Raw genomic sequence first — 12,124 nt, forward strand, 5'->3', positions numbered from 1 at the left:
CCGTCTCTGTGTTGCTTAGGATGGCGACCTCATGGCCCGCGGCGCGTGCCGCCGTGGCCAGAGGCAACAACGGAAGGGCATGACCACCTGCGGGAACGGCACTGAACAGGATACGCACTGTCACTCCTAAAATGAATGAACGCTCACTTTAATTTAGCAGTCCGGCTCGCCGGTGACCGCCCGTCATGTCCCGTCATGCAAGGAGGAGTTGTGCCCAGGGTCAGCCAGGAGTACCTGCAGGCCCGCCGCCAAGGCATCGTGGAAGCGGCGCGCGCCGTGTTCGCCGAGAAGGGGTTCGCCGCCGCGCCGATGGCCGCCATCGTCAAGGCGTCGGGGCTGTCGACCGGCACGTTCTACCGGTACTTCCCCAGCAAGGCCGCGCTGGTGGCCGAGATCGTGAGCGGGCGGGACGGCACCGAAGGCGGCGGTTTCCCCGCCGACGAGACACCGGGAGACCTGCTGCGCCGCTTGATGTCCTATGTGACGCCACCCGGCGCGTCCGCGGACCACGCACGACTGGTCGTCCAGATCTGGGCCGAGGCGTCGACCTCCGAGGAACTGGCGGCCGTCGCCGTGTCCCGGCACACCGCGCTGCGCGACCACCTGGCGGGCCTGTACGCGAGGAACCGCGAGGGCGACGCCGAGGCCGCGAAGCCGACCGCGGCGGACAGCACCCGAGCCGAGGCGGCCCTGGCCGCGCTCATCGGCTACGCCACCCTCGCCGCCGTCGACGCACCTGCCGATTTCGCCGCGCTCGGCCGACAGATCGAGACGGCGTTCGCCTGTGAGGAGCAGTAGGAGATGTTGCGCGCTGCTCATGAACTGGCACGGAGTCACACAGGGACGACCCTCAAAGCCCCGCCCCGAACGGCATGCCCTGAGCTGCCCGGTCATTCGCGATCCGCAGCCCAGCACGGAGCCTTCTCGATGACGGCCAGTCAGTTCCATCACCGGCGATGTCAGTGCGGACCTCTACGCTCTGGACCTGTGACGACAGCATCGTGGTCCGGAGTGATCCACCCCTGGACGCGGCAGATGGTGCCGCGGGGAGAACGGGCACCCGGCCGAGCAAACCAGCGCGCCTGCCGCTGAAGGGGACCAGGACCGCCGGCCGGAGGAGTTGCGGAACGTTCCAGTGCTCGCTCTGTTGGGCGAGCGGGGCGCGGGCAAGTCAGTGGCACTTCTGCAGGAGCACCAAACCCTAAAGGCCGCGCAAGCCAAAACATGGTGGGTGAACCTGGGGCGGCCACCAGACAGAGTCGCACTTGCTGCCACGTCCGCTGCCCGGGAGGCGGGGGAGTGGTGGGTACTCAGCGTGGACACCTGAGCCCGGCCGGCCGCAACCATTTCGGCGCCTCGCGGGTCACACCTGTGAAGCGCTTCGGGCCGGGACGGTCCCGGCACACGGGGAAGGTTCCGGTCGGATGGCACGACGATCACGGGTACGCGCGGTCGCGGCGGCGGTGGGCGCGGCGGCTCTGGCGGGGGGAGTGTTCGGCACGTGTCCGGCCCGCGCCGACACGGCGGAGGCCGCACAAAGAATGACGGTCCAGTTCGCCGAGCACGAGCTTTTCATCGGCACGGAGCCCGCGAGCGTAAACCTGTCCTACCGGTGGAAGGTGGCCGGCGGGGGGACGGCACACCACGTCCACCTGACCGTCGACCTGTCCGCAGTGGCCGACTTCGCCGAGCCGCCACCGTCGGAGCACTGCAAGAACAACCTCTGCACGCTGGACCTGGCGTCCGCCACCTCCGACTTCCACGCCATCACGCTGGTGCCGAAGCCCGGTGCGGCCGTCGGCAGCAGCGGCGCCGTGACCGTCTCCGGCACGGCGTCGGACGCCACCGTCACCGGCGACCGCCTCACCCTGACCAATGGCGCGACGCAGCTGAAGGTGAGCGCGTCCGCCGAGCAGCTGCACCAGGTGCCGGGCGACACGCTGACCTTTCCGCTCGACGTGTGGAACAACGGCCAACTCCCGGCGGCCAAGGGGGTGCAGCTGCGGATCGACACCACAGCCGGGCTGCACCTCCAGGGCTCCTGGGCCAACTGCCGCGACGTGCCTGCGAGCGGCCGCGGGGGGCACATCGTGCGCGAGGCCCTGTGCGACTTCCCCACCCCGGTGGAGCCCGGCAGGCAGTACGCGTTGTCGTCGCCGCTGCGCGTCAAGGTCGGCGACGAGGCCCTGCGCGACAAGATCTTCTACGAATTCACCCCGCTGACCGGCGCCGCCCCGGCGAACGGCCCAGGGACCCCGCTGACCCTGGTCCCCCGGGGCGCGATGCCGTCCGACGGGAACACCGCCCCGTACTTCACCACCTACGTCAACAGTGTCAACCACGCCGACTTCGCCGTCACCGGGGACACCGTCACCGGGCGGCGCGGCGGTCACGCCACGCTGCACGCCACGGTGATCGACCGGGGACCGGCGGTGGTGCAGGACCTCCTCGACGACGAGGCCTGGCTCCCCGTCCTCGTCAAGCTGCCGCCGGGCACGAAGGCCACGAAGATCCCGGACAACTGCCAGCCGCCGCCCCCGGACGATGGGTCGGACCCCGGCCCCCGGATGGGCCGGTCCTCCTACCAGTGCGACTTCGGCAACCCCGCCCCGGGGGACAGACACGTCCTGTCTTTCACCGTCGCCATCGGCCCCCGTACCCCGGCCGTCTCCACGGGCCAGGTCCGCACGCTGGAGATCATGAAGGGGCTCGACCCCGACGCCTCCAACGACAGCGCGGCGCTGACCCTGAGGCTGGCCCAGGGCGGCTCCGCGGGCGGTGGCACGGCCGGCGGGTCCGGGGGCGCGGCCGGAGCGTCCGGCTCCGTCTCGGGCGGCCCTTCCGCAGGATCCGGACCGCTGCCCGACACCGGATTCGGCGGCGGCCGGATCCTCTGGGCGGCAGGCGCGCTCTTGCTGGCCGGTGGTGTGGCCGTAGCACTCTCCCGACGGTCCCGCGGCCGGAACTGACACGTCGTCCGGGGCCCGACGGCGCCCCGGACGGGTCAGGGACGAAAGCTGCTGCTGCTGCTCGCAGCAGCAGCAGCCACGCCCGCGACAGCATGCTCGACGCCGACCCGATGCAGCCCGGCACCGGGATCGGGTCCGTGCTCCCCGAGGTCTGGAACGCGCTCGGCTTCACATCGCCCGGTCTCGGTTTGGCCAGTCGACCGCAGGCGGCCGCCGCCCCCGGTGGGCGCCGCTGACAAGAGTCAGGTGACGGCGTCGCCGATGCCGGGCCCTACGTCGAGGAGGGTATCGGTGCCGGTGATCACCGTCGTCCGCCTCACCAACGACCAGATCCTGCAGAACGCGACCGTTGTGGTACCCCGCCGGCCACCTGGCCGCGCGGAATTCGTCGTCGATATACGCCTTCACCCCCAGCGCTGTCGCTGACGCGCTCGCTGCCCGGGGCGAACCTGGTCCCGGGCAAGCCCACGCCGCACTGCGCGAGGGCCGGCGCGGGTTCCCTAGGGATGGTCGATGACCCCGCATGTGTGGTCGGCGCCCGAAAATGCGTCGGGTGCGGATAGCTCGCAGGTGGTGACGTTAGGCCCGCTCGATGCACCGGTGCAGTCTGCTCGCCGCCTTCAACTGCCTGGTGTTGCGCCTTCGCCCAGGAACGGCACGAGCAGGCGGTGCTCGATGTCCTCTTGGGGTGTCCCGGCTGGATGGACCTGGTGTTCCTGCCCATCGGGCAGAAGTAGGCGGGCATCCTCGCCCCGCCAGATTGCGGCGGCCAGCCCTGGCGCCACGGCGCGCAGAAGACCACCCCCTCCGGGTTTCCGGCGGAAGCAAACTCGGCGAGCTCCACCTCAACGGGCACCTGTGTCTCGCCCATCATCAGCACGGCGGAACAGAAACGCGCCAAAATGGCTGCCGTTGACGTCGGTGGCCTCTGGTCTTCGAGGGGGGAAGACCAGAGGCCACCTGCCATGACAGGCCCGCGACCGGGATGCCTACGCGGTGCCCCAGCCCACGCCGGAAGACTTGAGGACCGCCAAGGACACTTTCGATGCACGCGTGTCAGCTGGCCCAACGCGCGGGACCAGGCGCGGTCACGCTGCCGTCAACCTCCACCGTCAGCAGGGACCTGTATGCCCTCGACCGAGGCTCTGCTTGCGGGTACCCGGACACTGGTGAAGCGGCTGAAGACCATGTGACGGCGTTTTCCATCACTCCTTGTCGGCGGGGAGCGAGACTCGGGCCGTATGGGCGGGTGGTCGGGCCGAACGACCCTGCCCTTGGCCGGCCCGTGACGGGCATTCTCAAAGGTCTTCAGTGTTGTGTCCGCGGTGTTGAGGGAGCGGCCATGAAGAGCGAATCCGCTGCCGGTTCCTGTGCCGCCCGGATGATCGAGCTGGGGCGCAAGGAGTGCCTGGAGTTGTTGGCGGGTGTGCCGTTCGGCCGGGTCGGTTTCACCCGTCAGCGCTGCCGGTGATCCGTCCGGTCAACCATCTCGTCGACGGTGACACCGTCGTCATCCGCACCCATCCCGGGTCGGCGCTGGCCCGCCGCACCTTGGTGGACGAGGTCGTGGTCTATGAGGCCGACGACTTCGATGCGCGCGCCCGGACCGGGTGGAGTGTGATGGTCACCGCCCGGGCCAGCGCCGTCACCGCGCCGTGGGAGGCCGCCCGCTATCGGGCGCTGCTGATTTCGTGGACCGACCGGGACGCCGATGAAATCGTCCGCATCCAGGCCGATCTCGTCACCGGCTACCGCCTTACCCGCTGACCAGCGCACGCCTTGGGCGCGCAGAAGGGGCAGTTGGAGGACATCGGTATCGTCAGTGACCTGGCCGTCTTCCTCCGAACACGTTGGGACGAGGAAGAGGACGCCAGCACGCTCTTTCACGAACTGAACTGCCCCATTCCCCAAGCGATTGCGCCGGTCGGCGCCTGCTCGTGTCCCTGTCCCGCCGAGATCCGTGCGCGCCTTGCCGTCCAGCGGCGCATCCTGGCCGACTACGAGCGACGCATCCAGCGCGAGCGGGAAGCCGGCCCGTGCTGGCCGGTCGATTCCATCGTCGCCTTCACGGTCATGAAGGCCTTCGCGCTGCCCTTCGAACTCCACCCCGCTTGGCAAGACCTCTGGTACCCCTGACCGGATGCTGGTCCGGGCGGCGGGTTCGCCCCTTGCGGCGTGCCTGAGCGGCAAGGCCTCAGGACAGCACGCCCACCAGTGAACGCCGACGGGGATGTGATCTCGGCGCCGCGAGCAGCGGCGGTGGCGTTCTGGGGCAAGAGGGCAGCCTCCGGGCGGCGGATGGGTACGCGTCAGGAGTTCAGCTCCGGGGGGCGCAGCGCCTCAGGACGTCTGGTTCACAGGGCGGCGGGTGAGCTGGCTTTCCAGGCCCGTGATCAGCGTGTCCATCACGAGGCGGAACATGTGGTCCTGATCAGGTCCTTCGGGCGGGGCGTCCGCCACGCAGGACTGTGCGTCCGCGGCCCCGTCTTCTTCCGGGTCGGGGCCTGGGGGCTTGAGGTTCGCCCACTGGTGCAGCGAGCCGTTGAGTTCGGCGGCGAGGACACCGATGACGACGGCGACCATCAGCGCGGCGGTCTGTGGGACCTCTGAGCGTGGCACCCCGGCTGCCGCCACGATCGCGGTGAGCGCGGTCCAGAACGGGTCGTCGGGCTGGATGAAATCGGGCTGGTTGCTGAACGAGTAGGCCATCAGTTTGGGATGGCGGTGCGCCAGCGTCCGGAAATCCGTGGCGAGCAGACGGATGCGCTCCTGCCACGGGGCGTCTTCCAGGGTCACGGTGCGGAACTGCGCTCCGACCATTCTCGTCACGCCCCGCAGCACGGCCTCCTTGTTCGGCACGTGGTGGTACAGCGACATCGGGTTCGCATCGAGCGCGGTCGCGAGCTTGCGCATGGTGAGCGCCTCGACCCCGTCCTCGTCGATGAGCCGCAGGGCGGCGGCATAGATCCCGGCCTCGGTCAGGGGCACGTCTCTCTTCCGTGTGCCCCGCGGGGGACGCCTCGCTTTTTCCATACCACGTACGGTACCAGTTCCGTACAGCGTATGGAAATGAGTTTCCCCACAGCGGCCGTGCCCCGTTCCGGCTTGCGAGCCACTTTCCGTACTGCGTATGGTTTTGTTTCCATGCAACGTATGGTTCTGTCGGCGTCGCGGCATCGACCGGCGCCCTTGCCCTTTCCTTCTCCGCACCAAGGAGCAAGCCATGACCACGCACTCAGCGAACTACCTTCGCCCCATCCGGTCCCCGCGCGGGATCCCCCTCCTGGGCAATACGCCGCAGATCCCCGGCACCAACCCGGTCGAGTACTTCGCCGAGTTGTCCAAGCAGTTCCCCGAGGGCATCTACGGCTTGGACATCGCCGGCATCGAGCAGATCTTCGTCTATGACCCGGACCTGGTGGCCGAGGTCTCCGACGAGACGCGGTTCTTCAAGCAGATCGAGAAGACGCCGCTGCAGCATGTCCGGGACTTCGCGGGCGCGGGCCTGTTCACGGCCCACCAGCACGAAGAGGAATGGGGCATGGCGCACCGCATCCTCCTGCCGGCGTTCAGCCAGCGGGCCATGAGGGCCTACTTCGGGCAGATGCTGGAGATCGCCCAGAACCTGGCGGGCAAGTGGGAGCGCAAGGCGGGTCAGCCGGTCAACATCACCGACGACTACACCCGGCTGACGCTGGACACCATCGCCCTGTCGGGGTTCGGCTACCGGTTCGACTCCTTCGAGAAGGACGAGCTGCACCCCTTCCTCAACGCGCTGCTGGGCGCGCTGGTGGAGTCGCTGCGGCGCTCGCAGGAGCTGCCGATGATGACCAAGCTCCGCAAGGCCGACGCCAAGAAGTACGGCGAGAACGTCCAGCTGATGCAGGAACTGGTCGAGAGCGTGATCAAGGAGCGCCGCGAGGGGAAGGGCGGCGGTGAGGAGGACCTGCTGGGCCTGATGCTGGAGGCCACCGACCCGGAGACCGGCAAGCGGCTGTACGACGACAACGTCCGCGACCAGGTGCTGACGTTCCTGATCGCCGGCCACGAGACCACCAGCGGCCTGCTGGCGTTCGCCACGTACTCGCTGATGCGCAACCCGCACGTGCTGGCCCAGGCCTACGCCGAGGTGGACCGCCTGCTGCCCGGCGACACCGTCCCGGACTACGACACGATCATGCAGCTGGACGTCATCCCGCGGATCCTGGACGAGACCCTGCGCCTGTGGGCTCCCATCCCGTCGTTCGGCAAGACGGCGCGGGAGGACACCGTCATCGGCGGCCACTACGAGCTGAAGAAGGGCGCGAAGGTCCTCATCCTGGAAGGCCCGCTGCACACCCACCCCAAGGCATGGGAGCGGCCGGACGAGTTCGACATCGACCGCTGGCTGCCGGAGAACCGCGTCCAGCACCACCCGCACGCCTACAAGCCGTTCGGCAACGGCATACGTGCCTGCATCGGCCGCCAGTTCGCGCTCACCGAGGCCCGCCTGGCCCTCGCCCTGGTGCTGCAGAAGTTCAAGTTCTCCGACACCACCGACTACAAGATGGACCCCCGGGAGGCGCTGACGCGCAAGCCCGGCAACTTCGAGCTGATCGTCCGCCGTCGTCAGGAGCACGAGCGGACCGTCTTCGGCGCCGCGGACCTGCAGACCGGCGACACGCAGGCGTCGGCAGCGGTCAGCGGTGTCGGGGTGAACCTGACCGTCGCCTACGGCTCCAGCCTCGGCTCGTGCGAGGACCTGGCCCGCACCATCGCCGACCGCGGTGAGCGCTCCGGGTTCGGCACCACGCTGGTGAGCCTGGACGAGCTGGGTGAGGACCTGCCCAGCGAGGGCCTGCTCGTGGTGGTCGCCTCCAGCTACAACGGCAAGGCTCCCGACAACGCCCAGCGCTTCGACGACCTGCTGGCCGCCGGACTTCCCGAGGGCTCGCTGTCGAACGTACGGTTCGCGCTGCTGGGCGCCGGCAACACCCAGTGGGTGGCGACCTACCAGGCATTCCCCAAGCGGATCGAGGAAGGTCTGCTGGCCGCCGGCGCCACCCCCATCGTGGAGCGCGGCATCGCGGACGCCGCCGGTGACTTCGACGGCATGGCGAGCCGCTGGATGAACGCCCTGTGGGCCACCCTGGCCGAGGACTACGCCGCCGACACCTCCCAGGCGAGCGGCCCGCGCTACCAGGTCCGGCTGCTCACCGAGTCCGACGTGCGTCCCGCCATCGTCTCCGAGCAGGCGTACCCGCTCACCGTGGTGGCCAACGAGGAGCTCGTGGCCGACGCGACCGGCCTGTGGGACTTCCAGATCGAGCCGCCGCGCCCGTCCGCGAAGTCCATCACCTTCGAGCTGCCCGAGGACGTCACCTACGACACCGGCAACCACCTGGCCGTCTTCGCCAAGAACGAACTCGCCCTGGTGGAGCGCGCGCTGAGGCGGCTCGGCGTCGACTACGACCAGGTGCTCCGGCTGGAGCAGCCGGCCGGTGGCCGCACCCACTTGCCAGTCGGCACCCCGGTCACCGCCGGCATCCTGCTCACCGAGTTCCTGGAACTGCAGGACGTGGCCACCCGCTCCCAGATCCAGACGCTGGCCGAGTACACCGAGTGCCCGTGGACCCGGCCGCAGCTGCAGGCGTACACCGCCGAAACGGAGGAGGCCGAGGAGCGCTACAGCAAGGAGATCCTCGGCAAGCGCATCTCGGTGCTGGGCCTGCTGGAGCGCTTCGAGGCCATCGAGCTGCCGCTGGCGGTCTTCCTGGAGATGATGGGCCCGATCCGCCCGCGCTTCTACTCCATCTCCTCCGCCCCGTCGGCCGACCCGCGCCACGTACGCCTGACCGTCGGTCTGCTGGAAGGCCCGGCCCTGTCCGGCGAAGGCCAGTACCGCGGCACCTGCTCCGCCTACATCGCGGGCCTCGAGCCCGGAGACGTCGTCTACGGCTACGTCCGCGTGCCCTCCCCGACGTTCGCCCCGCCCGCCGACCCCGCCACGCCGCTGATCCTCATCGGCCCCGGCACCGGCATCGCACCGCTGCGCGGCTTTTTGGAGGAGCGGGCGACCCAGCACGCGAACGGCACCCAGGTAGGCCTGTCCCAGGTGTTCGTCGGCTGCCGCCACCCCGAGCACGACTACTTCTACCGCCAGGAGATGCAGGACTGGCAGCAGGCCGGCATCGCCCAGATCCACACCGCCTTCTCCGCGGTGACCGGCCACCCGGCCCGGTTCGTGCAGAACGCCATCGCACAGGCGGCCGACACGGTGTGGCAGGCCATCCAGGACGGCGCGTACGTCTACGTCTGCGGTGATGGCCGCCGCATGGCCCCCGCCGTCCGCGAAGCCCTTACCGCCATCCACCGTCAGAAGGCCGGCAGCGACGACGAGACCGCCCAGCGGTGGCTCGCCCAGCTGGAGGCGGACGAGCGCTACCAGCAGGACGTCTTCGCCTGACCGCCGCACGCCGCAACGGCGTGTGCCCCCTCAGCCGCCGGGAGGCGTGCGGACGTCCTGCCTCCCCGCACGCCTCCCGGTCTCACCGGCCATGCAGACACCCCATGGCACCCATGCCCCGGACCACCGGGCGGTGCCGCTCACAGAAAGCAGATCACCATGGACACCATGCTCGCCGGACGCTTCCACCTGGACAGCAAGAAGTTCGCCGTGGAAGAGGTCCCGATCCCCGTGCCGGGCCCGGGCGAGGTCCTCATCGAGGTCAAGGCCGCCGGCGTCTGCCTCTCCGACGTCCACCTGCTCGACGGCTCCCTCGTCCCGCTGTTCGCCACCTCCGACACCGTCACCGTCGGCCACGAGGTCTCCGGCGTCATCCACACCCACGGCCCCGACCTCAAGCGCGGTCTGCCCGTCGGCACCCGCGTCACCCTGGAAGCCGGCAAGACCTGCGGTCACTGCGCCGGATGCGTGCGCCACCGCCCCTGCACCCAGATGCTCACCGCCGGCATCGACTACGACGGCGGCTGGGCCGAGTACGTCATCGCCCGCGAGGACACCCTCATCCCCATCCCCGACAGCCTTCCCTTCGACCAGGCCGCGATCATCCCCGACGCGGTCTCCACCCCCTACGCCGCCGTCGTCGCCACCGCGGGCGTCCGCGCCGCCCAGTCCGTCGGCGTCTGGGGCGTGGGCGGAGTCGGCGCGCACAACGTACGCCTCGCCCGCCTGGTCGGCGCCGCCCCGATCATCGCCGTCGACCCGCTGCCCAGCGCCCGCGAGCGCGCCCTGGCCTTCGGCGCGGACCTCGCGCTCGACCCGGCAGCCCCCGACTTCGCCGACCAGGTCCGCGCAGCCACCGGCGGATACGGCCTCGACTTCGCCTTCGACTGCGCCGGCGTCCCCGCCGTCCGCGACCAGGCCGCCTCCGTGCTCGGCCTGGGCGGCTCCTTGATTCTGGTGGGCATCACACCCCGGCCACTGACCATCACCGAGGGCTTGACCTTCAACTACCTGCAAAAGCAGGTGCGCGGCCACTACGGCGGCTCTCCCGAGTCCGTGTCCGAGCTGGTGCAGCTGACCGCGGCCGGCCGCCTCGACCTGGCCCCCTCCATCACCGACCACCTCCCGCTCGTCGACGCCGCCGACGCCGTCCACCGCCTGGAGAACAAGATCGGCGACCCGATCCGCCTCATCCTCGTCCCCTGACACCGATCAGCAGGACATCAAGCCACCTCGGGCAGGGGTGAGTGGGCGCCGGTGCCAGAGGGGGCACCGGCGCCCACGGACGTGCCGTAGCCGCAAATCCGTTGGAGACGGAGCCATACAGATGACCGACACCCTGGGCCCCACTACGCGGCGCAGTGATGCCCGTTCGAACCGCGGACGCATTCTGGCCACCGCCCGGCAGAAGCTGCGGGACGACCCCGACGCGAGCCTGGACAGCATCGCTGTGGCGGCTGGCGTCGCGCGGCGCACCTTCTACGGACACTTCTCCAGCCGGCAAGCGCTGATCGCCGACCTGACGCTGGAAGCAGCCCAAACGGTCCACCAGGCGTTCGCGGCAAGCCGTATCCCGGATGCCGACCCGCTGGAGGCGATGGCGCGGATGGTTCTGGCGGCATGGGCGGTAGGTGACCAGTACCGCATCCTCGTCTCCCTGGGGCGCCACCATCTGGGTCAGGAGACGATCCGCACCACCCTGGCAGCTGCCCGCGAAGAAGCCATCGCGACCATACGACGTGGCCAGCGCGAGGGCGTCTTCGCACACCACCTCCCCGCTCAGGTCCTCGCCCAGGCGCTGGAAGCACTGACGCTGGCCCTCGCCGAGGAGCACTCCGGGTCTACCTGGACGGACCCCACGGGTGAGGCCGCGGCGACCGCGGTCCTCGTCGCCGCAGGCGTAGCACCCCACGTGGCCGCGATCTGCGCGCGCAGCGTTCTGCACGAGTCAGGGCAGCAACCCTCCGGGCCCGCATGACCTGGACGTCCTCAAGCGGCACCGAAACCGGCCCCAACGCCCGTCCGTTCACGCCAGGTCAGGCAGAGGGCGCCGGGTGACCCCATGCGTCCCCCAAGGCCAGGCCGGGCATCCCGCGGCGCCCCGGTCTTGGTGAAGACGGGCGGATCGGTGCGCTGGTGGAAGCCGGCCAGGATGCGCAACGTGCGCAGGGGACAGCCGCGTTCGATGCCGAGCGGCCGACGGAGGTTCTCGCCGTGCCCGATGGTCTCGGGGCGGGCGTGGCCACGGCCGAGGGGGATCAACCGCTCACGCTGCCCCGGTCGGCGGCGCGTCCGTGCACTGTCGGGCAGCCGCCCGCTGCCGCAGACCTCCCCTACGGCGGACGTCTGCGGCAGCGGGGCGGCCTGCACACTGCGCCGCGCTCAGTGCTGAGGTGAGGTGAGGTTGGGAGCGGAACGCCGGCCGCCGCCTGGCAGTGGTCCCAGGAGCGAGACGGCCTGCTTCGATGCGCATCCTCATGGCGTGGAACACCTCCTTACGCCCAGGGCGATGGCCATGATGCCCGCCGCCAGGTGAGCGCGCCGATCGAGGTGAACGGCGAGACGATCAGCACGATGCCCGCCAGCATGCCGATGATCCCGGTGGACAGTATCCATCCTCGCGCCGGCATGCCCGGGGCCATGGCCGCCGTGACCGTCACCATGGTCCCGCGGAGCAGCCAGCCGAAGCCGATCCACAGGGCGAGCAGCA

The 12,124-nt window shown here is 70.0% G+C and carries 9 protein-coding genes and 1 pseudogene; 8 read left to right on the top strand and 2 right to left on the bottom strand.

Annotated features, from left to right (window positions below):
• Positions 1-210: 210 nt before the first annotated feature.
• The 5 genes from M8J74_RS34870 (at position 211) to M8J74_RS34890 (ending at position 5,105) form a co-directional block, all read left to right on the top strand.
• Positions 211-798, top strand: coding sequence for a TetR/AcrR family transcriptional regulator (locus tag M8J74_RS34870; RefSeq protein ID WP_058920982.1), 588 nt, complete (start codon positions 211-213; stop codon positions 796-798).
• A gap of 626 nt (positions 799-1,424) precedes the next feature.
• Positions 1,425-2,969 (top strand): hypothetical protein, encoded by a 1,545-nt coding sequence (locus M8J74_RS34875; protein WP_249840272.1) that lies wholly within the window; start codon positions 1,425-1,427, stop codon positions 2,967-2,969.
• 1,342 nt (positions 2,970-4,311) lie between these two features.
• A complete protein-coding gene (locus M8J74_RS44675) occupies positions 4,312-4,440 on the top strand; it encodes a hypothetical protein (RefSeq protein ID WP_283948992.1) in 129 nt (42 codons plus the stop codon).
• Positions 4,437-4,736, top strand: coding sequence for a pyridoxamine 5'-phosphate oxidase family protein (locus M8J74_RS34885; protein WP_249840273.1), 300 nt, complete (start codon positions 4,437-4,439; stop codon positions 4,734-4,736). The genes M8J74_RS44675 and M8J74_RS34885 overlap by 4 nt, the downstream gene beginning before the upstream one ends.
• Before the next feature lie 33 nt (positions 4,737-4,769).
• Entirely contained in the window at positions 4,770-5,105 is a 336-nt protein-coding gene (locus M8J74_RS34890; RefSeq protein WP_249840274.1) for a DUF6221 family protein, read from the top strand.
• Positions 5,106-5,309: 204 nt separating this feature from the next.
• On the opposite strand, the gene M8J74_RS34895 is transcribed toward M8J74_RS34890, so the two are convergent.
• Complete coding sequence (locus M8J74_RS34895; protein WP_249840275.1) at positions 5,310-5,957, bottom strand: TetR/AcrR family transcriptional regulator; 648 nt, start codon at positions 5,955-5,957, stop codon at positions 5,310-5,312.
• A gap of 235 nt (positions 5,958-6,192) precedes the next feature.
• On the opposite strand from M8J74_RS34895, the gene M8J74_RS34900 reads away from it, so the two are divergent.
• The 3 genes from M8J74_RS34900 to M8J74_RS34910 all read left to right on the top strand — a co-directional run bounded on the left by M8J74_RS34900 (position 6,193) and on the right by M8J74_RS34910 (position 11,392).
• Positions 6,193-9,414 carry a bifunctional cytochrome P450/NADPH--P450 reductase gene (locus tag M8J74_RS34900; protein WP_249840276.1) on the top strand — a complete coding sequence of 1,074 codons (3,222 nt, stop codon included), beginning with the start codon at positions 6,193-6,195 and terminating at the stop codon, positions 9,412-9,414.
• Positions 9,415-9,573: 159 nt separating this feature from the next.
• Positions 9,574-10,620, top strand: coding sequence for a zinc-binding dehydrogenase (locus M8J74_RS34905; protein ID WP_249840277.1), 1,047 nt, complete (start codon positions 9,574-9,576; stop codon positions 10,618-10,620).
• A 121-nt stretch (positions 10,621-10,741) separates the two neighbouring features.
• Complete coding sequence (locus tag M8J74_RS34910) at positions 10,742-11,392, top strand: TetR/AcrR family transcriptional regulator (RefSeq protein WP_249840278.1); 651 nt, start codon at positions 10,742-10,744, stop codon at positions 11,390-11,392.
• A 517-nt stretch (positions 11,393-11,909) separates the two neighbouring features.
• On the opposite strand, the pseudogene M8J74_RS34915 reads toward M8J74_RS34910, so the two are convergent.
• Positions 11,910-12,124 (bottom strand): annotated as a pseudogene (locus M8J74_RS34915) (HdeD family acid-resistance protein); the annotation flags it as partial.

Origin of the sequence: Streptomyces panaciradicis, from assembly GCF_023516615.1 — a bacterium.
Taxonomy (GTDB): domain Bacteria; phylum Actinomycetota; class Actinomycetes; order Streptomycetales; family Streptomycetaceae; genus Streptomyces; species Streptomyces panaciradicis.

Excerpts from the sequence above, each read along its gene's own strand:
- M8J74_RS34900 (WP_249840276.1), top strand. The coding sequence starts at position 6,193 with ATGACCACGCACTCAGCGAACTACCTTCGCCCCATCCGGTCCCCGCGC.
- M8J74_RS34905 (WP_249840277.1), top strand. The coding sequence starts at position 9,574 with ATGGACACCATGCTCGCCGGACGCTTCCACCTGGACAGCAAGAAGTTC.
- M8J74_RS34910 (WP_249840278.1), top strand. The coding sequence starts at position 10,742 with ATGACCGACACCCTGGGCCCCACTACGCGGCGCAGTGATGCCCGTTCG.
- M8J74_RS34875 (WP_249840272.1), top strand. The coding sequence starts at position 1,425 with ATGGCACGACGATCACGGGTACGCGCGGTCGCGGCGGCGGTGGGCGCG.
- M8J74_RS44675 (WP_283948992.1), top strand. The coding sequence starts at position 4,312 with ATGAAGAGCGAATCCGCTGCCGGTTCCTGTGCCGCCCGGATGATCGAG.